This window comes from Candidatus Accumulibacter phosphatis, from assembly GCF_000024165.1.
GTDB lineage: Bacteria > Pseudomonadota > Gammaproteobacteria > Burkholderiales > Rhodocyclaceae > Accumulibacter > Accumulibacter phosphatis.
Map to the genome: position 1 here is coordinate 452,597 of NC_013194.1, position 22,520 is coordinate 475,116.

The window sequence follows — 22,520 nt, forward strand, 5'->3', positions numbered from 1 at the left end:
TGGAGTTATCCGGACGCGGCAGTGCGGAACGCGAGCACCGCGTTGCTGCCGCCGAAAGCAAAGGAGTTCGAGAGTGCGGTACGTAGCGACCCGCCGCACCGCGCCGAAGTGACATGATCGACGCCGGCACACGCCGGATCGATCCGGTCGAGATGCGCGGTTGGCGGCAGGGCTTGCTCGCGCAAGGCGAGGATGGTGACGATGGCCTCCATGGCGCCGGCGGCGCCGAGCAGATGGCCGTGCATCGACTTCGTTCCACTGAGCGCTGGCTTCTTGCGGCCGCTGCCGAAGATCGCGCGGATCGCGTCGACCTCGACGGGGTCGCCCTCGACGGTTGCCGTCCCGTGGGCGTTGATGTAGTCGACGTCGTCCGGGTTCAGGGCCGCATCGACGAGCGTCGCGCGCAACGCACGCATCTGCCCGTCGACCTCGGGACGCACCAGATGTGCATGATCGCAAGTGGTCCCGTAGCCGAGCATTTCGCCGTGAATGCGTGCCCCGCGCGCGGTCGCATGCTCCCAGTCCTCGAGCACCAGCGCCGCCCCACCTTCGCCGAGGACGAGACCACTGCGGTCGGCGCTGAACGGACGGCAGGCAGTGGCGGACGTCGTCTCGTCGCCACTGGCCAGGACGCGCAGGGCCTCCCAGGCGCGCGCAACGCCATAGGCCTGCGGCACGTCCGACCCTCCGGTGAGCATGATCGGCGCCTCGCCGCTGCGCACCCGACGGAAGGCCTCGCCGATGGCGATGCTCGACGAGGCGCAGGCTACCGTGTAGCTCATGCTGACGCCGCCCAGAGCAAGCTGGATCGAAATGTGGGCATTGGCCGCGTTATTCATGCCGAGAATGACGGAAAGCGGCGAAATGCGCTCGCGACCCTTCTGCCACAGTTCCCTGTAACCCTTCTCGTAGGCGAGGGTGCCGCCAAGCGCCGTTCCCCAGGTGACTCCCCAGCGTTCGCGGTTTTCTGCCCCCGGTCGGCGGCCGAGACCCGCGTCGTCCCAGGCGGCGAAAGCAGCGGCTGTTCCGAGTTGCGCGAAGCGATCCATCGTTCCCGCCAGCGCCTTGCCGAGTACCGTCTCGGCGGCGAAGCCGGGGCAGCTGACAAAAGGGATGGCCAGTGCCCGCGGTGGGTCGTCGAGACGGAGAAGGCGAACCGCCGATTCCCCGTTCAGCAGGCGCTGGAAAAAGTCTGCAAGACTATTGCCGAACGGGCTGACCAGGCCCAACCCCGTGATGGCAACACGACAGCGGTTCATGGCTCAAGACTGTTCTTCGCTGCGCAGCCGATCCATCAGGCTTGCCATTTCGCCAATCGTGCGGGGAGTCTTCAGGTCCTTCGCCAGGGTGACTCCGAATCGGTCTTCGAACTCGAACATCAGTTCGAGAACCATCAGTGAATCGACGCCCAGTTCGTCCAGGAAGGCACCGGGGACAATCTTCTCCGGTTCGACGCCGAGTCGGCCTTGCAGGAATTCGCGGATCAGTGAAAGGGAGTCCATGGCCAGCCCGATTCTATCCGATTGTCGCATTCTCGCCAACGATTGCCGGGCAAATCCAGGCGAATGCGGGTGAATGCGGGTGAATCCGGGCAACTTCGCCGGCATGCCGGCGCTGACGTTCTCACTCGCCGCCGCCGAGCGGCTATCATGGCAGGCCTTGCGTTTGCCGCACCGCCCGGATTCCCGATGAACCTCCTCAGATCACTCGCCACCGTCAGTAGCATGACCCTGCTGTCGCGCATTCTCGGTTTCGTGCGCGACTTCGTGATTGCGCGCACTTTCGGTGCCGGTATGCTGACCGACGCCTTCTTTGTCGCTTTCAAGCTGCCCAATCTGCTGCGTCGGTTGTTTGCCGAGGGCGCTTTCTCGCAGGCCTTCGTCCCGGTGCTGGGCGAATACCGGAACAAGCGCGGGCCGGAGGAGACGCGGCAGCTCGTGGACCGGGTTGCCAGCCTGCTTTTTCTCGTCGTCCTGGCGGTCACCCTGCTGGGAATGGCGGCGGCGCCGGTTCTGGTCTACGTCTCGGCACCGGGTTTTGCCGACGAGGCCGAGAAGTTCGCGCTGACCGTCAGCCTGACGCGCATCACGTTCCCCTACATTCTCTTCATGTCGCTGGTGGCGCTGGCCGGTGGCGTTCTCAACACGTGGAGCCGGTTTGCCGTACCGGCCTTCACCCCGGTCCTGCTCAACGTCTCGTTCATCCTGATGGCGCTCTTCGCGGCGCCGCTCTTCGATCCGCCGATCATCGCCCTCGGCTGGGCCGTTTTCCTGGGCGGTGCGCTGCAACTCGCCTTCCAGGTTCCCAGTCTGCGGCGCCTTGGCATGCTGCCCAAGTTCTCGATCGACCTGCGTGACGAGGGTGTGCGGCGGATTTTCCGCCTGATGGCGCCGGCCCTCCTTGGCGTATCGGTGGCACAGGTCAGCCTGCTGCTCAATACCATTTTTGCCTCCTTCCTGAGTACCGGCAGCGTCTCCTGGCTCTACTACGCTGACCGCCTGATGGAGTTCCCGGCGGGGCTGCTCGGCGCCGCTCTCGGCACCATCCTCCTTCCCTCGCTCAGCCGGTGTCATGCCACCGGTCGCGCCGACGAGTACTCACGACTGCTCGACTGGGGTTTACGGCTGACCTTCCTGCTCGCCGCTCCCGCGGCGCTGGCGCTGGCTCTGCTTGCCGTACCGCTGATCACGACCTTGTTCCACCATGGTGCTTTCACGGCCACTGACGTATTCCGGACACGCGACGCGCTGGTCGCCTACAGCCTCGGTCTGCTCGGCCTGATCCTGGTCAAGGTGCTGGCCCCCGGGTTCTACGCGCGCCAGAACATCCGGACGCCGGTCAGGATCGCACTTCTGACTCTCTTCGTGACGCAGATGCTGAACCTGATCCTCATCCGCTGGTTCGAGCATGCCGGTCTTGCCTTGTCCATCGGCCTCGCGTCGATCCTCAACGCCAGCCTGCTCTATCGCGGCCTGCGGCAGCGCGCGATTTATGTCCCGCAGCCGGGTTGGCTCCTGTTCTACGCCAGACTTGGGTTGGCGATGCTGAGCATGGGGGCGGCGCTCTGGTTCGTCACCGGCGAAGCGGCTGAATGGCTGGCCGGGGGCCTGACGCAACGGCTGCTGCGACTATCGCTGGTCGTTGCCTTTGGTGCGAGCGTCTATTTCGCTACACTATGGGTCGCAGGTTTTCGCTTGCACGACTTCAAGCGTAGTGCGGCCGAGTAAACAATCAGGAGGACTATCGATGAAAGTGACCAGCAACAGTTTCAAAGACGGACAACCGATCCCAGGCGACTTTGCGTTCTGTCTCGCTGACCCGGAACACCATGTCTGTCTCGGCCGCAATCTCAACCCGCATCTGGCGTGGAGTGATGCGCCACCCGGTACGCACTCTTTCGTGATCATCTGTCATGATCCCGACGTGCCGAGCAAGGGCGACGACGTCAACCAGGAAGACCGCACCGTTCCGGCATCGCTGCCGCGCGTGGATTTCTTCCACTGGGTGCTGGTCGATCTCCCGGCCAGCCTCGGCGAGATCAGCGAAGGCGAATTCTCCAGCGATGTCACGCCGCGTGGCAAGCCGGGCCCGCACGCCCCGCACGACGCGCGGCAGGGGATCAATGACTACACCGGCTGGTTTGACAGTGACAACGACATGCGTGGCGACTACTACGGCTATGACGGTCCCTGCCCGCCCTGGAATGACGAGATCGTCCACCATTACGTGTTCACGGTCTTCGCGCTGGACGTCGGCCGGCTGGACGTCGATGGCAAGCTGACAGGGCCGCAGGTGCGTGCGGCAATCCAGGGACACATCCTGGCGCAGGCGAGCCTGACCGGCACATATACGCTCAATCCATCGCTGAAGCCGTAGTAGAGAGCGGCGGACCCTGACGTCGACGGCGTCGAGTCCTTGTGTCAGGGGCTTCGACAGCAGGATGACGGGCGGCGGTTTCGACCATCGGCCGGGTGCCGCACGCCGGACCCGTGGCACGGCCTTGTCACGACGAGGCGATGAGAAGGTCGTGACCGCACTCTGCGCAGCAAGCGCGGACGCGCCAAGCGCGAGGACGAGATGCCCGTTTTCGTTTTGGAGGCTTCATCCACCGACTTGAGGTGTCGGCTGGCGGAACCTGGTCGCCATGGGCAAGCTCCTTGCACGGCAGATGCGCTGGACCGTGATTTTCCACACTGGGTCGCTGCTTGAGGCGTGCGAAGATCAATCCCGTAGTCATTCCACAGACAGAGATGGGAGTCATCGGTGAAATTGCGGAGCATCTTCGTGGTATTTCTGGGGTTGCAGGTCTGCCAACCGACCATTGCCGGTTCGTTGTTCAGATGCGAGGTCAATGGCCGCGTCGAGTTTAGCGATCGACGTTGTCAGCCGGCGAAATCGACCTGTTCGGACAGGGACGGTAAAGAGCCGCAGCATGGGCAGTGCGCCACGCCAGCTTTGGATACGGGCAAGCCTCTGGTCTTGTCCTCAGCCGCTCCAGCCCGTACGGGAAATAGCGTGGACTGGCCCGGCCGGCTGGCTTTCAATGACACTGCAGCAAGCAGCACGGAGAGCAAGGCGCGAACCCTTGACGTCCGGCATGACGGCGCCAGTTCTCAGAGAGTCGGCAGCCGGCCAGACAGCGAGGGAAGGAAGTAGATCCCCCCGGAGGGGGCAAGGTAGTCGTCCAGGCCCCCTTGGCCGCACCAGGAACACCAACGCTGCACCCATACGGTTCCCAGCAAGCACTCGTCGACCATACCTTGGCCCAGCCGACCGGCCGATCGGGCCCGGCAAACGACCAACAGGCACAGTGCTATCGCGGCGGGCAATGGCGGCTCACCCAGATGAGGCTCCTCGCTTCTTGTCGAGCAAACGTCCGCAAAGTCATCAGGGCCGGTCATCCGACGTTCGAGAGAACCGCTGGCTCACATGTCCAGAACGCGTGCCAGTGACCGTTCGGCGGGTCGTGGCGGACAGCCCTCTGGATTTTCGATCCCCTTCAAAAGCAACAGGCCGCTGCTGCGGCCCGTTTGCCTTTCTTCGCCGGCAGCGGCGTTCCCGCCGCTGCCGGGCGGAGACATCTATTGCACGCTGACTTCGACGCGCCGCGCCTCGGCAGGATCGCCGCCGCCCGTTGTCACCTCGGGTTTTCTCAGCTCGATGCGTTCCTCGGCAATGCCGACGTTCTTCAGTGAATCGCGTACGGCCTTGGCCCGGTTTTTCGCGACTTCCTCGTTGACCGCCTGGCTGCCGCTTGGATCGTGGAAGCCGGAAATGGCCAGCTTGGCACCCGGATTGGCTTTGGCATGGACGACAATGACTTCGAGCGTCTTCGTCGCGTCAGCCGGCAGTTCAGCCGACCCGGTGGCGAAATAGACTTTGGCTACCGGAACGACCGCGATGGCCACGGTCGCTGCGGGCATGGCGGCCACGGGCTTGGCGGTTGAGGCGGGAACCATCAGCGGCACGATCATCAGGGCGACGATGTTGATGATCTTGATCAGCGGATTGACCGCCGGACCCGCGGTATCCTTGTACGGGTCGCCGACGGTATCGCCGGTCACCGAAGCCTTGTGGGCATCGGAACCCTTGCCGCCGAAGTGGCCGTCCTCGATATACTTCTTGGCGTTATCCCAGGCACCACCGCCGGTGGTCATCGAGATGGCGACGAACAGGCCGGTGATGATCGTTCCCATCAGCAGTCCGCCAAGCGCTTTCGGGCCAAGCAGCAGGCCGACCAGAACCGGGACGAGCACCGGCAGGAGCGACGGAATGATCATTTCCCGGATCGCCGCTATTGTCAGCATGCCGACCGCCCGCGAGTAGTCGGGCTTGGCCTTGCCTTCCATGATGCCCTTGATTTCCTTGAACTGCCGACGCACCTCGACGACCACGGCACCGGCTGCCCGACCCACCGCTTCCATGGCCATGGCGGCGAAGAGGTAGGGGATGAGGCCGCCGAGGAAGAGGCCGATGATCACCATGTGGTCGGAGAGGTCGAAACGCAGGCCGCCGCCGAAATTGACTTCCAGCGCATGCGTGTAGTCGGCGAAGAGAACCAGCGCGGCCAGACCGGCGGAACCGATGGCGTAGCCCTTGGTGACCGCCTTGGTGGTGTTGCCGACGGCGTCGAGTGGATCGGTGACGTCGCGCACCGACTTCGGCAATCCGGACATCTCGGCGATGCCGCCGGCGTTGTCGGTGATCGGACCGTAGGCGTCAAGTGCGACGATGATGCCGGTCATCGACAGCATCGAGGTGGCGGCAATGGCGATGCCGTACAGACCGGCCAGCGCATAGGTGATGTAGATCGCCGCACAAACGCAGAGCACCGGCAGCGCACAGGCTTTCATGGAGACGGCGAGGCCAGCGATGATGTTGGTGCCGTGACCGGTGGTCGACGCTTCGGCGACGCGTTTGACCGGGGCGAAGTCGGTACCGGTGTAGTACTCGGTGATCCAGACCAGCAAGCCGGTGAGAATGAGGCCAATTGCCGCTGCCCAGAAAATGCTCATCGAACTGATCAGGCTGCCGTCGGCGAGTGTCACGCCGTTACCCAGGAGCATGGTGGTCACCGGATAGAAGGCGATCAGCGCCAGCACGCCGGCGACGGCGAGGCCGCGGTAGAGGGCGTTCATGATCTTGCCGCCGTCGTTCGACTTGACGAAGAAGCAGCCGACGATCGAGGCAATGATCGATACGCCGCCGAGGACCAGCGGGTAGACGATGAGGTTGTCGTTGGCGCCGGCGACTCCCTTGAGCATCATCGCGCTGAGCACCATCGTCGCCACCACGGTGACCGCGTAGGTCTCGAAGAGGTCGGCGGCCATGCCCGCGCAGTCGCCAACGTTGTCGCCGACGTTGTCGGCAATGACGGCCGGGTTGCGTGGATCGTCTTCCGGAATCCCGGCTTCGACCTTGCCGACCAGATCCGCGCCGACGTCTGCGCCCTTGGTGAAGATGCCGCCACCGAGACGGGCGAAGATGGAAATCAGCGATCCGCCGAACGCCAGACCGACCAGTGGTTCAACGCTATGCTGAAAGTCGGCGCCGGAGCCCTTGAGAAATGCGTAGTAACCCGCGACACCCAGGAGGCCCAGACCGACGACCAGCATGCCGGTGATCGCGCCACCCTTGAAGGCGACATTGAGCGCCGCGCCAATCCCGTTGCGCGCTGCTTCGGCGGTCCGGACGTTGGCGCGTACCGACACGTTCATGCCGATGAAACCGGTGGCCCCGGACAGGACAGCACCGATCAGGAAACCAAAGGCCATCAACTTGCCGAGTGCAAACCAGATGAGGACGAAAAGCACGGCGCCGACGAGGGCGATCGTTGTGTACTGCTTGGCGAGATACGCAGACGCGCCTTCCTGAATGGCTTTGGCGATTTCCTGCATGCGTGGGTTGCCGGCCGGCAACGAGAGAATCCACTTTGTCATTGCCGCTCCGTAGAGCACCGCAATGACCGCACATACGAGTGCGAAGACCAAGAATGACGACATAAGCAACCTCCCTCTCTAAAGTTACCCGCTCCCTCGGGATGTTCCCCGGGGTCGGATTTTGCCTCACAACTGGACCTGCAAAAACAAGCGATGGCCAGCAAAACGTATTCCACTGTCCGCCGCTCACTAGGTACGTCGTGCCATCCAGGCACGGCCGGATGCCGCCGGTAGCGTTCGTGGCGCTACCGCAGCCAGACGCCGGCGTGGCGAACTTTGCGTTCCCGCGGGGGCTCTCGTGCCAGTCGTGTTACCTCCGTAAGAGTCGTGCCGGGGGCTGCAGGCGACTATTGCAAGGCGTCGAAAGCCGCCTTCCGGATATCGTCGACGCCCCCGACGCCGGCGATCTTGCGGCACTTGGGCGCCCGCGGGTCACCGCTGGCCGCCCAGGTGCTGTAATACTCGAGCAAAGGCTTGGTTTGTGAGTGATAGACCTGGAGTCGCTTCCGCACCGTTTCTTCCTGGTCGTCGTCACGCTGGATCAGATCCTCGCCGGTCACGTCGTCCTTGCCGGCGGCTTTTGGCGGGTTGAAGCGAATATGATAGGTTCGGCCCGAGGCGGGATGGACGCGCCGACCGCTCATCCGTTCGATGATCTCGGAGTCGGCGACATCGATTTCAAGAACGTAGTCGAGGGCTACGCCCGCGGCCTTCATGGCTTCGGCTTGCGGCAGGGTGCGTGGAAAACCATCGAAAAGATAACCGGATTGGCAGTCGTCCTGCCGTAGGCGGTCGCTCACCAAACCGATGATGATTTCGTCCGAAACGAGCCCACCGGCGTCCATGACCTTTTTCGCTGCCACGCCGAGCGGTGTCCCCGCCTTGACGGCAGCGCGCAGCATGTCGCCAGTGGAGATTTGCGGAATGCCGAACCGTTCACGAATGAACTGGGCCTGAGTGCCTTTTCCGGCGCCTGGCGCGCCGAGAAGTATGAGCTTCATGGTTTGCTTTCGAAGAACAAAAAATCCCGAGGTTTGTCCAGTATTTCATACACTTGCAGCTCACGTCCGACGCGGTTGCAGCACGTTGTCGTGATCATCAGGCGGAAACTTACCCTCAAATGCGCGCACGGTCAAACCTTTTTGAACCATTCCTGCATTCTTCGTGCATCCTCGGGAGTGTCCACGCCCGCGCCTGGCAGGTGATCGGCGATCGCCACACTGATGCGGAAACCGTGCCACAGGGCGCGCAGCTGTTCCAGCGCTTCCAGGGCCTCCAGCGGTGATGCGGTCAGCCGGGAGTAGGTGCGCAGGAAGCGGGCACGGTAGGCGTACAGGCCGATATGCCGGAAAGCCGGCATATCGGCCGGCAGTGTCTCACCGCCGGTTTCGCGGGCAAAGTGGTCGCGGGCGTAGGGAATGGGCGCGCGGGAGAAGTACAGCGCGTCGCCGCCTGCGGCGCAGACGACCTTGACGATGTGCGGGTTGAAGAAATCCGCCGCATCGGTCAGGGGGTGCGCCACCGTGGCGATTTCGGCGCCGCTTGTCGCCAGGCGGGTTGCCGTCATGGCGATCAGTGCGGGATCGATCAGGGGCTCGTCGCCTTGCACGTTGACGACTATCGTGTCGTCACTCCAGCCTGCCAGTTCGACGACTTCTGCCAGACGATCCGTGCCGCTCGCGTGGTCGGCCCGCGTCAGCAGCACCCGCAGGCCGTAGTGCTCGGCACTGGCGACAACTTCGGCGTGATCGGTGGCGACCAGGACTTCGTCGGCACCCGACAGCAGTGCGCGCTCTGCCACGCGAACGACCATCGGCCTTCCTCCGAGGTCGAGCAGCGGCTTGGCGGGCAGCCGTGTCGAGGCGTAGCGCGCGGGAATGACGACCTTGAAGCGCATGCCGCAGGCCGCTGGTTCTCAGATTTCGTCTGCCGCGAGCGGGCGGGCTTCGTCCTGAAGCATGATCGGGATGCCATCGCGAACCGGAAACGCCAGTCGGCAGGGCTTGCACACCAGTTCCGCCTCGACCTTGCGGTACTCGAGGTTGGCCTTGCAGATCGGGCAGACGAGAATGTCAAGCAGGCGTGCGTCCATGCAGTTTCTCCAGAATTATCTCGAACAGACCAGCATGGCCCGGCGGTCCGCCAATTGCTGCTTCAACCGGTAGTACCCAAGCTTCTCCGGTGGCAATCGCCGCGCATTTTACCGCATCTTTCTCGGTCATCAGCAGCACGCCGTCTTGCGCGAAGGCGAGGTCGGCGGCACGGTAGGGGTGGTGGTCGGGGAAAGGGTGCTCCTCGAATTCGAGTCCCAGCGCCCTGAGCTGGCGGAAGAAGCGCTGCGGGTCGCCGATGCCGGCCAGCGCATGCAGGCGGCGCTGGCGCAAGGCGCCGGCACCACAGCGACGGGGTTCGCCGGTGGCGGCGACAAAGCTGTCCCCGACGAGATGCATGTCGAACTGTGGCAAGCGCTGCGCAGCATGTTCGAGCGCCTTGTCCCGGGGACCGTTCCAGACGATCGCCGATACCGCCGACAGGCGCCGCAGCGGTTCGCGCAACGGGCCGACGGGCAGCAGCCAGCCGTTGCCCATACCGCGTCCGTCGAAGGCGACCACTTCGACCGAACGCTGCAGGCGGTAGTGCTGCAGCCCGTCGTCGGAGACGATCAGATCACAGTCGGGGTGAGCGGCGAGCAGGGCTCGCGCCGCCGCGACGCGGTCGCGACCAACAAAGACCGGCACGCCGCTGCGCCTGGCGAGCAGCACGGGTTCATCACCCACCACCGAAAACGCGGAGTCCTCGCCAACCTCTTGTGCTTGCCGGGCGCTGCCTCCGTAGCCGCGACTGATGATTCCCGGTCGCCAGCCGCTCGAACGCAGGCAGCGAACCAGCCACAGCACCAGCGGCGTCTTGCCGCTGCCGCCGACGGTCAGGTTGCCGACCACGATCACCGGTACCGGCAGGCGATACGAGCGCAGCAGGCCGTAGTGGTAGAAGGTTCGCCGCAAGCCAACCAGCAGGCCGAACAGCCATGCCAGGGGTAGCAGAGGCCAGAGCGGCGGCGCCAGGCGGCGCTGGTACCACCAGCCGGGAAGGCGCTGAGCAATCCCGGAAGCCGCCATCAGTGCGGCGATTGCGTGGCGAAGGAAATCCGCGGATAACCGGCGGTCTGTGCCGCCTGCATGACATCGACGACGCTCTGGTGGGTGGCCTTGGCATCGGCGTTGATGACGATCACCGGCTCCTTGGCGTCACCCGCAGCGCGGCGCAGTGCCTCGCTGATCGCTGCGACCGTGACAGTCGTCAGCGGCGCTTTGTTGACCAGTACCTGCCCATTGGCCGTCACCGCCACGTTCACCTCGCTGGGAGGGTCTGGCTGCTTGTTGGCATCGGCGGTCGGCAGGTTGATTTCCAGCCCCGAGAACTTGGCGTAGGTGGTGGTGAGCATCAGGAAGATGATGATCACCAGCAGTACGTCGATCAGCGGGATCAGGTTGATCTCGGGTGCGTCAGCGCCACGGCCGCGTCGGAAATTCATTGCCCGCGCCTCAGGTCAGGACTTGCGTTCGCCGTGTAGCACCTCGACCAGACGCACGGCCTGTTGCTGCATCTCGATCACGAAGCTGTCGACCAGGGCGCGAAAGTGGCGCCAGAAGATCATGCTCGGGATGGCGATGAGCAGGCCGAACCCGGTGTTGTAGAGGGCCACCGAAATGCCGTGCGCGAGTTGAATCGGGTTGCTGCCGCTCGGCGCCTGCGAGCCGAAGATCTCGATCATGCCGACCACGGTACCGAACAGGCCCATCAGTGGGCTGATCGAGGCGATGGTTCCAAGCGTCGTGAGGTAGCGCTCGAGGTCATGCGAGACCACGCTGCCTGCTTCCTCGATCGCCTCCTTCATGATCTCGCGCGATGCCGCAACGTTGCGCAGCCCGGCGCCGAGGACGCGCCCGAGCGGCGAATCGGCCTCGAGATTGGCGATCAGGTCCGGCGTCGTACCGTTCTTCCGGTACTCGGCGACTGCCCTTTGCAGGAGGCCGGGGGGAACAACCTTGGCGCGCCGCAGAGCCACCAGGCGCTCGATGATCAATGCAACGGCAATGATCGACGCCAGCAGTAAGGGCCAGATCGGCCAACCAGCAGCCTGAACGATGGAAAACACGTTGTCTCCCGCGAGAATTTCACAATCCGGCACTTTAGCCTGCGGCGGCATTTGCAGCAAGCCCCGGCCTGCATTCGGGACGCGTCGGCAGCGACCGGAGCGGTGGCTGAGCAGGTTGGGAGCGCGTTGGCAGGCAGGCCTGCAGGAGTTTCCCGGCAGCTGGCTTCCCGGTCTGACAAGGCAGACGCCGGTCGCTACACGACGACGCAGTTTTCTTTCAGGAACGCCAATGCCTGGGTGAGCGTAGTGTCGGAGGCATCGAGCAGATAGGCTTCTGCCTCGGGGAAGAATTCATTCCACAGGGTTTCGAGGTCAGCCTGCATCGCGTAGGGAGCAAAGCCTCTGATGAAGACGAGCACAGGCGGCCGCTGAAATCCGTCCGCACGCAGTTTCCGGATCAGGGTGCGCGCGGCTGTTCGCGTCAGCACCGGTCTGGGCGGCGTATCGGCCGCCAGGCAGACAAAGACCGTCAGCAAGGAACTGTCGTCCGTCTTTCCACGCGTGATCCTGTGCCAGTCCTTCGAAATCATGGCGTCCAACTGACCTGCATCTTCGGGGCCGAAGTCGCGCAGGAAGTAGAGCGGTTCGAGTTCTTGCACCAGTTCCTCGAGAGGCAGCGACGCGTCAAGGATCTTTGGCAGATCCTCGGCTTCCAGCTTTTTCAACTCGCGTTCGGCGACCGCATGATAGGCGTCGGGCAGACTCTGGAAAACCTCCCGGATCCGTTTTCGACCCTTGCCCGGCACGCCCTTCTTCCGGATGACGGCAAGCGTGGCTGCGAACTCGGCGGCGTTCGGAACCGAGGCCGCCGCCTGCCCGGCGAGGTTAACGAGCAGCGCGGTACGAATGATCGATTCCACAGAGACGGTCGAGATGGTGGATGCCGGTACGCCGAGCCCTTCGGCAAACCAGAGGGCGGCTGAAACCGTCAGCTGATACCCTTGGCGTTGTTCGAGGAGTTGTCGGTAGTCGGCCGGAGTGCGTAGCGACCATTCGGCGAGGAACTGCTTCTGCGACTGGCGGACGAGCATTCCGTACGATCCGTCTTCCGGCATTGCCCAGAGACGCTTTAGCATCTCCGATCCGCCACGGGAATGCGAGAGAAACGTGTTGTCGCGCAAGGATCGCGCCGCCTTGGCGAGATCCCCGCCACAGCCTTCCTCGAGGTAGAGGCTGACGAGGTTGACGATGCGAGTACGGGCTTCCTCGATATTCGGGCGCAGGTACGGGGTACCGAAATACTCGGCGATCTGCACCATTCCTTTCGCTGCGTCGTCGAGTATGGCGGCCAGTCGCTGCGGCTCGACGATCCGCTCTCGCACGCCGTAGATCAGCGCTTTCTCGAAGAACGGTCGATCGTCGAAAACGGCGACCTGGCGGCTGTCGCTCGGCGTGAGGTCTGACATGTGTGCAGGTCCGTGGCGGTTGACTCGATCGACGCGCGGCCTACAGGGCAGACTCTTCCTCTGGCTCGCCCGATGGCCGTTGCTCCTGCGCGGGTCGGCCATCCGCGGCCGCCTGCTGAGCACTTTCGGCGCTGGCGCGTGCGCGCAGGATCAGCAGCACGTCGCGGAAGACCTCCGGCTGCTGATAGCGCAACAGCCAGACCAGTTCCATCCAGTCATGATCGTTGACCTCACTGTGGTTCAGGACAGGCCGATTGGTATCCGGATCGGACAGGGCGTCCAGGCGCTCCGCGTCAGTCAGGCCGGCCAGCGCATCGCCGCCACCCTCGTCGAAAAGGTCGAAGGTGCCGTTGCGGAAGAAATGTTCGAGACTTTCGCCACGGTCGCACAGATAGTCGGCGAATGCATCACAGCCACCGTCCAGGTTGCCGATTGCTTCGAGGAACTCGCCGGGGTCACTTTCCGCCCGAAAGATGACGGCATTGATCATTCCGCGCAGGCGCTCGTGACTCGGATCGCCGTAACGCGTTTCGAGAACGATCGCCCGGGCGAACTGCTCGGGTGAGACCAGCAAGCTGACCACCGATTCCCGCGACGAATCGAAATCGCGAAGAACAGCCAGCAGATCCTTGGCGGGGAAATCGTCGAGGACGACTACCAGGGAATCATCACCTTCGGTTTCGACCAGCGATGCCAGGGCGTGTTCGGCGCCGACGATGTCGCCGGCGCGGATCAGCTTCTCGGCCTTCAGGCGTACAGGATGATTCATGGTTTCAATCTCCGGAGAATCGATCTCGGCGATCGAAGCCCTGCTCCGAGAGCCAGTCGGCCCCCGCCTCGTCGAGATCGCGATCGTCGCCTTCCTCGTCCTCGTCCTCGTCGGCATCGTCGGTTGGCGGACGCTCCGGGTTTGCGCCGGTCTTGCCCTGCAGATATTCCAGGCAGGCGGTAACGACCAGGAACTGGTCGCCGTCCGGGTTCTGGAGGACAGTTGCGGCCAGTTTCTCTGCCCAGGGTACAAGCTCGACCGCGCTCAGCAGGTCCGACCACGCGGGAAGGTCTTCAGGTTCCTGCGCGGCGAGGTCGCGCATTACGTCGGGACTGTGAAAACGCATTCCACCGTGGAAGGCGACCGCGACCATTTCCGGATTGCACCCGATCATCGGCAAGAGCAGAGGAACCTGCGCGCGCTTGGCCTTCAGCCGCTCGGCGAGGACGTCATGCCCGCCGGAATCGGTCATCAGATCGTCCAGCTCGGCCTCATAGGCCGATCTCAGTTCTTCGAAGAATCGCGACAGCCTCAATGCAGTACTCCTTCAAGGTAGTTCTTCCAGATCTCCCGAGCGGTCTCCAGTGGCCGTTCGAGCAGATTGCGGCGTCGATTCTCGTCGTACGCCTGGCGCAGGTTGCCATCCGACAGCGTCTCGTAGGCTTCCTGCACGGCGCGGAATCTGTCGGTCGCTTCGGCGGCGGCGTTGCGGTCCGGGTGATACTGCAAGGCCTTCCGCCGATAGGCCCGCTTGATCTCTTCGCCCGACGCATCGCTGGCCAGGCCAAGAACGGCGTAGTGGTCTTGCACGCTAGGTCAGTCCGAGCCGCTGCCACAGCGTACTGGTCAGCGACGCCTGGTTCAGCGTGTAGAAGTGGAGACCGGGCGCTCCGCTGGCAAGCAGCTTCTCGCACAGTTGCGTCACCACGTCGAGGCCGAAGGCGCGGATCGACGCTGAATCGTCGCCGTAGCTTTCGAGCTTCTTTCGTATCCAGCGCGGGATCTCTGCGCCGCAGTTGTCCGAGAAGCGTGCCAGACTGCTGTAACTCGAGATCGGCATGATTCCGGGGACGATCGGCACCTCGATGCCGATCCTTCGACACTGGTCGATGAACTGCGCGTAGGCATCGAAATTGTAGAAATACTGGGTGATGGCCGAATTCGCGCCGGCCTCGAGCTTGCGCCGGAACGCCAGAAGATCGTCCAGCGGGCTCCTCGCTTGCGGATGGTACTCGGGGTAGGCGGCCACCTCGATGTGGAACCAGTCGCCCGTTGCCGCGCGGATGAACTCTACCAGTTCGTTGGCGTAGCGAAAGGTGCCTGGCTGGGCCATGCCCGAAGGCAGGTCGCCGCGCAGCGCGACGAGGTGACGGATTCCGTGCGCGCGATACTGCTCGAGAATGCTGCGAATGCTTTCCCGTGTCGAACCGATGCACGAAAGATGCGGCGCCGCCGCGTGCCCTTCGCGCTGGATATCGAGAACGGTTTCGAGCGTGCGGTCCCGCGTCGAACCGCCGGCACCAAAGGTCACTGAGAAGAACCTCGGCTTCAGGAGCGCCATCTGGGCGCGCGTCGCGCGCAGCTTCTCGGCGCCTTCGGCGGTCTGCGGGGGAAAGAGTTCGAGGCTGAAGGTGCGAGTGTCTTTGGTCATCACGAGGTTGTTACCTGGCCTCACCGGTCGGCAACAGCGAAGAGAGGGCAGACGAGAACAGGCTGTAGAGGATGGCGCCGAAAACCGCCGGCCAGAAGCCGCCGACGACGAAGCCGTCGAGCAACGAGCCGGCGAGCCAGAACATCAGGCCGTTCAGCACAAGGAGGAAGAGTCCGAGCGTGAGGACCGTGACCGGCAGCGTCAACAAAACCAACAGGGGGCGCAGGAGGGTATTTACCAGTCCGAGGACCAGCGCCGCGCCCAGTGCCGACCCGAACGAAGCCACCTGGATCGATGGCAGCAGGTAAGCGACGGCGAGCAACGCGCAGGCGTTGACCAGCCAGACCAGGATCAGGCGCATGCCAGCCCCCTGTTGGTATATGGCATCAGTAGCGGTAATGCTCGGACTTGTAGGGGCCTGCCTTCGCTACGCCGATGTAGGCGGCCTGTTGGTCGGTCAGTTCACTCAACTGCGCGTTCAGCTTCTTGAGTTGCAGGCGGGCGACCTTCTCGTCGAGGTGTTTGGGCAGCGTGTAGACCCCCACCGGGTAGTCGCCGGTGCGCGTGAACAGCTCGATCTGGGCGATCGTCTGGTTGGCGAACGAGGAACTCATCACGTAGGACGGGTGCCCGGTGCCGCAGCCGAGATTGACCAGGCGACCCTTGGCCAGCAGAATGATGCGCTTGCCGTCGGGAAAGATCACGTGGTCCACCTGCGGCTTGATCTCCTCCCACGGATAGGCTTCGATCGACGCCACATCGATTTCGTTGTCGAAGTGGCCGATGTTGCAGACGATGGCCTGATCCTTCATCTTGCGCATGTGTTCATGGTTGATCACATGGTAGTTGCCCGTACAGGTGACGAAAATATCGGCCTTGTCGGCAGCGTAGTCCATGGTCACCACGCGGTAACCCTCCATCGCCGCCTGCAGGGCGCAGATCGGGTCGATTTCGGTGACCCACACCTGCGCGGAGAGGGCGCGCATGGCTTGTGCGGAGCCCTTGCCGACGTCCCCATAGCCGGCGATCAGGGCGACCTTGCCCGCGATCATCACGTCGGTGGCCCGTTTGATGCCGTCGACCAGCGACTCGCGGCAGCCGTAGAGGTTGTCGAACTTCGACTTGGTGACCGAGTCGTTGACGTTGATCGCCGGGAACCGCAGTTCGCCGCGCGCGTGCATCTGGTAGAGGCGATGAACGCCGGTGGTGGTTTCCTCGGTGACTCCCCTGACCGCGGCCAAGCGCACCGAATACCAGGTCGGATCGCTGGCCAGTCTGGCCCTGATCGCGGCGAAGAGGATGGTTTCTTCCTCCGAAGAGGGGCTGGCCAGTGCTGACGGATCGTTTTCCGCCCGGGCGCCGAGGTGCAGGAGCAGCGTCGCGTCACCGCCATCGTCGAGGATCATGTTGCTGTAACCCCCGTCGGACCACTCGAAGATACGATGCGTGTAGTCCCAGTAATCCGCCAGTGATTCGCCCTTGACAGCGAAGACCGGTACGCCGTCGGCCGCGATGGCGGCCGCGGCGTGGTCCTGGGTGGAGAAGATGTTGCACGACGCCCAGCGCACCTCGGCGCCGAGCGCCGTCAGCGTCTCGATCAGCACGGCCGTCTGGATCGTCATGTGCAGCGAACCCGTGATCCGCGCTCCTTTGAGCGGTCGGGCAGCGGCGAATTCCTCGCGAATCGCCATCAGGCCGGGCATTTCGGTTTCCGCGATACGGATTTCCTTGCGGCCCCACTCGGCGAGCCCGAGGTCGGCAATCACGTAATCTTGAGTCTGGGTAATAGCATCCATCACAGTAAGGCTCCATCATGACTGTGACCGGGATAGCGAAGCCGCGGTGTATGCGGGGGCTGGAGGTTCTCAGCCGGCGTCCACCCATCTTCCCACACCCGGCACGGGTTGGTCGGATGAGCGCCGTTTAAGGAATCCGAGCCTGAAACCGTCGATCGACGGCCCTGCAGCGCTCCTCGGATTGACTTTCAAGTATAACCGATAAGTCGTTGCTGCAAGACTGCTGCGCAAAGAAATCCGTGTGCGTCGCCCGGAAGCGTATGGGACGCTGCATTCAGTAAGACAAGGAATCGTAGGGCCGCTGGCTTCCCCGGATCTCGACGCTCACCTGGTTCGGGGCGCAAATGGCGATCTCGCCGGCACGCGCCAGCCAACCCTGGCGTACGCAATACTGGCGCGGTCCGGGGTCGGCGGCGACGCGTACCCGGCGTTTGTCGACGACGATGGTCGTGATTCCCAGCGGGCCTGGCACCTCCAGTCGACGATTGCGCGACAGATCCAGTTCGGAAAAGACCTCGCCGGCAAGCCTGACGACGGCCTTCTCAGCGACACCCGCCTGCCAGGCCAGCGGAAACGAGACGACACAGATCGCCAGACCCGACGCCATCATCAGCCAGTCGCCCGGCTTCAGCAGCGTGAGCCAGAGCATTACTGGCCTTCGCGCGCGTCGCCGGTGACCGGAGCCAGTTCGCGGTGACGGATCAGGACGCGTGCGCAGCCGCGAAACTTGCGTCCCAACCATTCGGCCAGGTATACCGAGCGATGCTGGCCGCCGGTGCAGCCGATGCCCACCGTCAGGTAGTTGCGACTGTCCTGCACGTACGAGGGAAGCCAGGCGCGAATGAACCCGGTGATGTCGCCGCGCATGCGCAGCACTTCGGGTTCAGCCTCGAGGAAGTCGATGACCGGCGCGTCGCGCCCGGTCAGCGGCCGCAGGGTCGGATCGTAATGCGGATTCGGCAGACAGCGAACGTCGAAAACGAGATCGGCGTCGAGCGGAATGCCGTTCTTGAAGCCGAAGGACTCGAACAGCAGGGTCAACCCCTGGCAGGGGTCCGCGCCAACACCAGCGGCAATGAACTGGCGAACCCACTCCCGCAGCACGCTCGCCTTGAGGCCGCTGGTATCCATGTGGTGTCCGAGAGCCGCCAGGCCGGCGAGACGAACGCGTTCCTCGGCAATGGCTTCGGTCAGGGTCAGTCGGTCGCTGGCCAGGGGATGCCGGCGACGCGTCTCCGAGTAGCGTTTGATCAGTGTTTCATCCTGGGCGTCGAGAAACAGGAACTGCAACTCGAGGTCGCCCGCGGCGCGCAGGGCGTCGAGCTGTCGGGGCAGCATGGCCACGCTGTCGCCAGCGCGGATGTCGATCACCACCGCGACCTGATCGTATCCCTGTTGCCCCAGGTGCCGGACGAGCGGCTGCAACAATTGGGAAGGAAGGTTGTCGACACAATAGTAATTGGCGTCCTCAAGAACCTTGAGGGCTATTGACTTGCCGGAGCCAGACAGGCCGCTGATGAGAACGAGATGCATGTCATGGAGCATAACGGATGCATCGCTCCGGAACAAGTCAGTCTCGCATACACTATCGTCTCAACTTTGCATGGCAGGCCCATGGCTACTCTCGACCTCTCCTTTGCTGCTGCCCTCGTCGCCATTCGGCGCGACATTCACGCGCATCCGGAACTCGCCTTCGCGGAGACGCGCACCGCCGATCTGGTCGCCCGCGAATTGACCAGCTACGGACTACAGGTCCACCGCGGTCTCGCCAGGACCGGCGTCGTCGGCGTGTTGCGCAAGGGCAGCAGTCAGCGCGCCATCGGTTTGCGCGCCGACATGGATGCGTTGCCCTTGCAGGAGAAGAACGACTGTCCGCATCGTTCGCGACACGAGGGGCGAATGCATGCCTGTGGTCATGACGGCCACACAGCAATGCTGCTCGGTGCCGCGCGCTACCTGGCGGCACACCGCGACGAGCTGGATTTCGACGGGATCGTTTACTTCATCTTCCAGCCCGCCGAGGAATCCGAAGGTGGGGCGGCAGTGATGATCGCCGACGGACTGTTCGACCAGTTTCCGATGGACGCGGTATTCGGCCTCCACAACTGGCCGGGCATACCGGTCGGCGAAATGGCCGTGATGCCGGGTCCGGTGATGGCGGGTACCTGCGCCTTCGAGATCTCGGTACGCGGGCACGGCTGCCATGCGGCGATGCCGCAGGAAGGCGTCGATACGCTGGTCGCCAGCAGCCAGCTGGTTCTGGCGCTGCAGACGGTGGTTGCCCGCAATGTCCATCCCTGCGAGTCGGCAGTCGTCAGCGTCACGCAGATACACGCCGGCGAGGCGTGGAACATCATCCCGGACGATGCCATCCTGCGCGGCACCATTCGCAGCTTCAAGGTGGAAACCCAGGAACTGGTCGAGCGCGCCGTCGAGCGATTGTGCAATGGTATCGCCAGCGCTTTCGGGGCACAGATCTCGGTGCGTTTCGATCATCGCTATCCGCCGACCGTCAATAGCGTTGGCGAAACCGAGGTATGTCGGCGTGTCGCCAGGGAACTGCTGGGGCCCGGCAAGATTCGTGAAGACGAACTCCCGTCGATGGGTGCCGAGGATTTTGCCTACATGCTGCGTGAACGACCAGGCTGCTACGTTTGGCTCGGTAACGGGCCCGGCACGGGCGGCTGCACTCTGCACAATCCGCATTACGACTTCAATGACGAGATCCTGCCGATCGGCGTGAGCTATTGGGTCAGGCTGGTGGCAACGACGCTTCGCGGCGAGGCCGCGACAGTCCGCGGCTGACCGGGATGCCGGCCGCTGCGCGCTGATCGCCGAGCGTCGGTGACAGCAGGAGATCGCCGAGCGGCGCGGAGAACGCTGCGACGGCCGCCGTTTTTTTGCTAGACTCACAGCGTTTGACGGTTTGCCGGCACGTTGCTGCTCGCCGAGAGCGGCGTGGATCTGCGGCTCGCGCGCCGCGCCCCATCCAAAAAAGTGGCGGGGAGCGCCCAGTGCAGTATTAAGGCGCTCCCCGAGTTCGGGCCGAAACCGGAACTCCAAAGACCATAAAGGAGAACAGCGTGCGTAGCTTAAGAGCAGCGGCTTACAGACAGCTTACGTGCGCCGGGCCGGGATCAGCGAATCATGCGCATCCTTCTCGCTGAAGACGACAGGATCATTGCCGATGGTCTGTGCCGTTCCTTGCGGCAGGCCGGCTACGCGATCGATTGTGCCTACAACGGACTCGATGCCGACACGGCTTTGATGACCAACACCTACGATCTCGTCATCCTCGATCTGGGCCTGCCGAAACTGCCCGGGCTTGACGTGCTGCGTCGCTTGCGGGCTCGGAATTCGAGCACTCCGATCCTGATCCTGACGGCACTCGACGGTACCGACGATCGGGTGAAGGGGCTGGATCTCGGTGCCGACGACTACATGGCCAAACCCTTTGAACTCGCCGAACTCGAGGCGCGCGTGCGCGCCCTGAGCCGTCGCTCGTCGGGAACCTCACGGATGATCCAGTGCGGCTCACTGACCTTCGATCAGACCGATCGCTGCGCCCTCGTCAATGGCGAAATGCTCGATCTCTCGGCGCGCGAACTGGGCCTGCTCGAGATCCTCCTGCTGCGCGCCAAACGTTTGGTCAGCAAGGACCAGTTGGTGGATCACCTGTGCGGGTGGGGCGAGGAGGTCAGTCACAACGCCATAGAGGTCTACGTCCACCGTCTGCGCAAGAAGCTCGAAGCGACCGGCGTCAATATCATCACCGTGCGTGGCCTCGGCTATTACCTTGAGAAACCTGCGGAAGAGACAAAGTCCTGACGTCCAGCGCTCGCTGTTTGGCGAGATTCTCGACTGGATGCTGGCGCCGCTGCTCTTCGTGTGGCCGATCAGCATTGCCTTCACACACTATTTTGCCAATAGTGTGGCCAGTTTCCCGTACGATCAGTCGCTGCGTGAACATGTCGCTGCCGTATCGCGGCAGGTGAGTTTCGTCGACGGACAACCGCATTTTGCACTGCCCGGAATCGCCCAGGTCTTCCTGCGATCTGACGAAATCGACAATGTTTACTTCCATCTTCTCGATGTCGACGGCTCGTTGATTGTCGGCGATACGGAACTGCCTGTACCGAGACACCCGCAAGGGTTGCCGCGGAGCGAACACGGCGAAGTTCTTTTTCGTGACGACGAGTATCGCGGACAGGCCTTGCGCGTCGCCTACCTGTATCTCTTCGAGCCGGGTGCGTCAGCGGCGCGTTGGGTGCTGATCGAAGTCGGAGAGACGACCGAGAAGCGCTCGCAACTGGCAAACAAGATCATAGCCAGCGTGATCCTGCCGCAATTCGTGATCATTCCGCTCGCTGTGGTGCTGGTCTGGTTCGGGCTGTCGCAAGGCTTGCGTCCCTTGACGCGTCTGCGAGACCGCATCCAGGCTCGCCGCGAGGCCGACCTCTCGCCGATCGCACTGCGGCGGGTCCCCGAGGAACTGCGGCCTCTGACCGAGGCTTTCAACTCCATGCTCGCCAGAATGCAGCACAACGTCGACGCGCAGCGTCGTTTCATCGCCGATGCGGCGCACCAGATGCGAACACCGCTGACGGGTTTGAAAACGCAGGCGCAACTGGCCATGCGCGAGAGCGATCCGGGAGAATTGCGACACGCTCTCCGGCAGATCCTGAGCGGAGTCGATCGCGCTTCTCACCTCGTTGATCAAATGCTGGCGCTGGCGCGCGCCGAAGCCAGCGGGGACGCGCAGCAGCCTCTGTTGCCACTGGATGTCGATCAGTTGCTGCGCGAGATTGTTGAAACCTGGGTGGTCCGGGCCCTCGACAAGCGCATCGATCTCGGCTACGAGGCGGCCGGAGCGGTACTCATCGAGGGCAATGCCTTTCTCCTGCGCGAGATGATCAACAACCTGCTCGATAACGCCCTGCGTTATACGCCTGCCGGTGGGCGGGTGACGGCCCGAGTTGTGGCGCAGGGCGACTTTGCCGTGCTCGAGATCGAGGACAGCGGCCCCGGGATTGCCGACGAGGACTCCCAGAAGGTCTTCGATCGCTTCTACCGTGTGGAGGGTGCAGACGGCGAAGGGAGTGGCCTCGGCCTGGCGATCGTTCGCGAGATCGCCGAGCTGCATCAGGCGGCAGCCAGCCTGCGTCCGAACACCCGCCACGCGGATGGCGAAGAGCCGTCGGGGTGCATCGCGCGGATCGTATTTCGCGTCCAGCGCCCGCCACCGCCGCGCGGGTCAACGCCGGACGCCGTGCAGACGGGCTTTGCCTGACCGATCGTCG

Annotated in this window: 23 protein-coding genes and 1 riboswitch; of the genes, 5 read left to right on the plus strand and 18 right to left on the minus strand. The window is 63.5% G+C overall.

Annotation, left to right across the window (positions count from 1 at the left end; genetic code table 11):
- Positions 1 to 5: 5 nt before the first annotated feature.
- Positions 6 to 1,259, minus strand: a complete 1,254-nt coding sequence (locus tag CAP2UW1_RS01920; RefSeq protein ID WP_012807179.1) for a beta-ketoacyl-[acyl-carrier-protein] synthase family protein — start codon at positions 1,257 to 1,259, stop codon at positions 6 to 8.
- A gap of 3 nt (positions 1,260 to 1,262) precedes the next feature.
- On the minus strand, positions 1,263 to 1,502 hold the full coding sequence (locus CAP2UW1_RS01925; RefSeq protein WP_012807180.1) for an acyl carrier protein: 240 nt from the start codon (positions 1,500 to 1,502) through the stop codon (positions 1,263 to 1,265).
- 186 nt (positions 1,503 to 1,688) lie between these two features.
- Between CAP2UW1_RS01925 and murJ the strand changes: the two genes are divergently transcribed.
- Positions 1,689 to 3,227, plus strand: coding sequence for a murein biosynthesis integral membrane protein MurJ (gene murJ / locus CAP2UW1_RS01930; protein ID WP_012807181.1), 1,539 nt, complete (start codon positions 1,689 to 1,691; stop codon positions 3,225 to 3,227).
- A gap of 19 nt (positions 3,228 to 3,246) precedes the next feature.
- Positions 3,247 to 3,876: a YbhB/YbcL family Raf kinase inhibitor-like protein gene (locus tag CAP2UW1_RS01935; protein WP_012807182.1), complete on the plus strand. Its 630-nt coding sequence runs from the start codon at positions 3,247 to 3,249 to the stop codon at positions 3,874 to 3,876.
- A 1,205-nt stretch (positions 3,877 to 5,081) separates the two neighbouring features.
- On the opposite strand, the gene CAP2UW1_RS01940 is transcribed toward CAP2UW1_RS01935, so the two are convergent.
- From CAP2UW1_RS01940 to rapZ, 16 genes are all read right to left on the minus strand, one after another.
- Positions 5,082 to 7,502 (minus strand): sodium-translocating pyrophosphatase, encoded by a 2,421-nt coding sequence (locus CAP2UW1_RS01940; RefSeq protein ID WP_012807184.1) that lies wholly within the window; start codon positions 7,500 to 7,502, stop codon positions 5,082 to 5,084.
- A 284-nt stretch (positions 7,503 to 7,786) separates the two neighbouring features.
- The gene (adk, locus tag CAP2UW1_RS01945; protein WP_012807185.1) at positions 7,787 to 8,440 is read right to left on the minus strand and encodes an adenylate kinase; all 654 of its coding nucleotides are present in this window, start codon (positions 8,438 to 8,440) and stop codon (positions 7,787 to 7,789) included.
- Between the two features lie 131 nt (positions 8,441 to 8,571).
- Positions 8,572 to 9,336 carry a 3-deoxy-manno-octulosonate cytidylyltransferase gene (gene kdsB, locus CAP2UW1_RS01950; RefSeq protein WP_012807186.1) on the minus strand — a complete coding sequence of 255 codons (765 nt, stop codon included), beginning with the start codon at positions 9,334 to 9,336 and terminating at the stop codon, positions 8,572 to 8,574.
- 18 nt (positions 9,337 to 9,354) lie between these two features.
- Positions 9,355 to 9,531, minus strand: coding sequence for a Trm112 family protein (locus CAP2UW1_RS01955; protein WP_012807187.1), 177 nt, complete (start codon positions 9,529 to 9,531; stop codon positions 9,355 to 9,357).
- Entirely contained in the window at positions 9,512 to 10,558 is a 1,047-nt protein-coding gene (gene lpxK / locus CAP2UW1_RS01960; protein ID WP_012807188.1) for a tetraacyldisaccharide 4'-kinase, read from the minus strand. The genes CAP2UW1_RS01955 and lpxK overlap by 20 nt, the downstream gene beginning before the upstream one ends.
- Positions 10,558 to 10,974, minus strand: a complete 417-nt coding sequence (locus CAP2UW1_RS01965) for an ExbD/TolR family protein (protein WP_012807189.1) — start codon at positions 10,972 to 10,974, stop codon at positions 10,558 to 10,560. Before CAP2UW1_RS01965 ends, lpxK begins: the two co-directional genes overlap by 1 nt.
- 15 nt (positions 10,975 to 10,989) lie before the next feature.
- A complete protein-coding gene (locus tag CAP2UW1_RS01970; protein WP_041567662.1) occupies positions 10,990 to 11,598 on the minus strand; it encodes a MotA/TolQ/ExbB proton channel family protein in 609 nt (202 codons plus the stop codon).
- Positions 11,599 to 11,792: 194 nt separating this feature from the next.
- Positions 11,793 to 13,004: a hypothetical protein gene (locus tag CAP2UW1_RS01975; protein ID WP_012807191.1), complete on the minus strand. Its 1,212-nt coding sequence runs from the start codon at positions 13,002 to 13,004 to the stop codon at positions 11,793 to 11,795.
- A gap of 40 nt (positions 13,005 to 13,044) precedes the next feature.
- Positions 13,045 to 13,773 (minus strand): hypothetical protein, encoded by a 729-nt coding sequence (locus CAP2UW1_RS01980; protein ID WP_012807192.1) that lies wholly within the window; start codon positions 13,771 to 13,773, stop codon positions 13,045 to 13,047.
- Positions 13,774 to 13,777: 4 nt separating this feature from the next.
- Complete coding sequence (locus CAP2UW1_RS01985; RefSeq protein WP_012807193.1) at positions 13,778 to 14,308, minus strand: hypothetical protein; 531 nt, start codon at positions 14,306 to 14,308, stop codon at positions 13,778 to 13,780.
- Positions 14,305 to 14,583 (minus strand): DnaJ domain-containing protein, encoded by a 279-nt coding sequence (locus CAP2UW1_RS01990; RefSeq protein ID WP_012807194.1) that lies wholly within the window; start codon positions 14,581 to 14,583, stop codon positions 14,305 to 14,307. Before CAP2UW1_RS01990 ends, CAP2UW1_RS01985 begins: the two co-directional genes overlap by 4 nt.
- 1 nt (position 14,584) lies before the next feature.
- Positions 14,585 to 15,424: a methylenetetrahydrofolate reductase [NAD(P)H] gene (gene metF / locus CAP2UW1_RS01995; RefSeq protein ID WP_012807195.1), complete on the minus strand. Its 840-nt coding sequence runs from the start codon at positions 15,422 to 15,424 to the stop codon at positions 14,585 to 14,587.
- Between the two features lie 10 nt (positions 15,425 to 15,434).
- On the minus strand, positions 15,435 to 15,785 hold the full coding sequence (locus CAP2UW1_RS02000) for a phage holin family protein (protein WP_012807196.1): 351 nt from the start codon (positions 15,783 to 15,785) through the stop codon (positions 15,435 to 15,437).
- A 25-nt stretch (positions 15,786 to 15,810) separates the two neighbouring features.
- Positions 15,811 to 17,220 carry an adenosylhomocysteinase gene (gene ahcY, locus CAP2UW1_RS02005; protein ID WP_012807197.1) on the minus strand — a complete coding sequence of 470 codons (1,410 nt, stop codon included), beginning with the start codon at positions 17,218 to 17,220 and terminating at the stop codon, positions 15,811 to 15,813.
- Positions 17,221 to 17,331: 111 nt separating this feature from the next.
- A riboswitch (S-adenosyl-L-homocysteine riboswitch) is annotated at positions 17,332 to 17,404 on the minus strand.
- Positions 17,405 to 17,494: 90 nt separating this feature from the next.
- Positions 17,495 to 17,869 (minus strand): NusG domain II-containing protein, encoded by a 375-nt coding sequence (locus CAP2UW1_RS02010; protein ID WP_012807198.1) that lies wholly within the window; start codon positions 17,867 to 17,869, stop codon positions 17,495 to 17,497.
- Positions 17,869 to 18,753 (minus strand): RNase adapter RapZ, encoded by an 885-nt coding sequence (gene rapZ / locus CAP2UW1_RS02015; RefSeq protein ID WP_041568039.1) that lies wholly within the window; start codon positions 18,751 to 18,753, stop codon positions 17,869 to 17,871. The genes CAP2UW1_RS02010 and rapZ overlap by 1 nt, the downstream gene beginning before the upstream one ends.
- An 81-nt stretch (positions 18,754 to 18,834) precedes the next feature.
- On the opposite strand from rapZ, the gene CAP2UW1_RS02020 reads away from it, so the two are divergent.
- The 3 genes from CAP2UW1_RS02020 (at position 18,835) to CAP2UW1_RS02030 (ending at position 22,510) form a co-directional block, all read left to right on the plus strand.
- Entirely contained in the window at positions 18,835 to 20,025 is a 1,191-nt protein-coding gene (locus CAP2UW1_RS02020; RefSeq protein ID WP_012807200.1) for a M20 aminoacylase family protein, read from the plus strand.
- A gap of 342 nt (positions 20,026 to 20,367) precedes the next feature.
- A complete protein-coding gene (locus CAP2UW1_RS02025; protein WP_012807201.1) occupies positions 20,368 to 21,048 on the plus strand; it encodes a response regulator transcription factor in 681 nt (226 codons plus the stop codon).
- Complete coding sequence (locus tag CAP2UW1_RS02030) at positions 21,017 to 22,510, plus strand: sensor histidine kinase (RefSeq protein ID WP_291912550.1); 1,494 nt, start codon at positions 21,017 to 21,019, stop codon at positions 22,508 to 22,510. The genes CAP2UW1_RS02025 and CAP2UW1_RS02030 overlap by 32 nt, the downstream gene beginning before the upstream one ends.
- Positions 22,511 to 22,520: the final 10 nt, after the last annotated feature.

Excerpts from the sequence above, each read along its gene's own strand:
- CAP2UW1_RS02025 (WP_012807201.1), top strand. The coding sequence starts at position 20,368 with ATGCGCATCCTTCTCGCTGAAGACGACAGGATCATTGCCGATGGTCTG.
- CAP2UW1_RS02020 (WP_012807200.1), top strand. The coding sequence starts at position 18,835 with ATGGCTACTCTCGACCTCTCCTTTGCTGCTGCCCTCGTCGCCATTCGG.
- rapZ (WP_041568039.1), bottom strand. The coding sequence starts at position 18,753 with ATGCATCTCGTTCTCATCAGCGGCCTGTCTGGCTCCGGCAAGTCAATA.
- lpxK (WP_012807188.1), bottom strand. The coding sequence starts at position 10,558 with ATGGCGGCTTCCGGGATTGCTCAGCGCCTTCCCGGCTGGTGGTACCAG.
- murJ (WP_012807181.1), top strand. The coding sequence starts at position 1,689 with ATGAACCTCCTCAGATCACTCGCCACCGTCAGTAGCATGACCCTGCTG.
- CAP2UW1_RS01925 (WP_012807180.1), bottom strand. The coding sequence starts at position 1,502 with ATGGACTCCCTTTCACTGATCCGCGAATTCCTGCAAGGCCGACTCGGC.
- CAP2UW1_RS01940 (WP_012807184.1), bottom strand. The coding sequence starts at position 7,502 with ATGTCGTCATTCTTGGTCTTCGCACTCGTATGTGCGGTCATTGCGGTG.
- metF (WP_012807195.1), bottom strand. The coding sequence starts at position 15,424 with ATGACCAAAGACACTCGCACCTTCAGCCTCGAACTCTTTCCCCCGCAG.
- CAP2UW1_RS01980 (WP_012807192.1), bottom strand. The coding sequence starts at position 13,773 with ATGAATCATCCTGTACGCCTGAAGGCCGAGAAGCTGATCCGCGCCGGC.
- CAP2UW1_RS01955 (WP_012807187.1), bottom strand. The coding sequence starts at position 9,531 with ATGGACGCACGCCTGCTTGACATTCTCGTCTGCCCGATCTGCAAGGCC.
- CAP2UW1_RS01920 (WP_012807179.1), bottom strand. The coding sequence starts at position 1,259 with ATGAACCGCTGTCGTGTTGCCATCACGGGGTTGGGCCTGGTCAGCCCG.
- CAP2UW1_RS02000 (WP_012807196.1), bottom strand. The coding sequence starts at position 15,785 with ATGCGCCTGATCCTGGTCTGGCTGGTCAACGCCTGCGCGTTGCTCGCC.
- ahcY (WP_012807197.1), bottom strand. The coding sequence starts at position 17,220 with ATGGATGCTATTACCCAGACTCAAGATTACGTGATTGCCGACCTCGGG.
- CAP2UW1_RS01935 (WP_012807182.1), top strand. The coding sequence starts at position 3,247 with ATGAAAGTGACCAGCAACAGTTTCAAAGACGGACAACCGATCCCAGGC.
- kdsB (WP_012807186.1), bottom strand. The coding sequence starts at position 9,336 with ATGCGCTTCAAGGTCGTCATTCCCGCGCGCTACGCCTCGACACGGCTG.
- CAP2UW1_RS02010 (WP_012807198.1), bottom strand. The coding sequence starts at position 17,869 with ATGCTCTGGCTCACGCTGCTGAAGCCGGGCGACTGGCTGATGATGGCG.
- CAP2UW1_RS01965 (WP_012807189.1), bottom strand. The coding sequence starts at position 10,974 with ATGAATTTCCGACGCGGCCGTGGCGCTGACGCACCCGAGATCAACCTG.
- CAP2UW1_RS01975 (WP_012807191.1), bottom strand. The coding sequence starts at position 13,004 with ATGTCAGACCTCACGCCGAGCGACAGCCGCCAGGTCGCCGTTTTCGAC.
- adk (WP_012807185.1), bottom strand. The coding sequence starts at position 8,440 with ATGAAGCTCATACTTCTCGGCGCGCCAGGCGCCGGAAAAGGCACTCAG.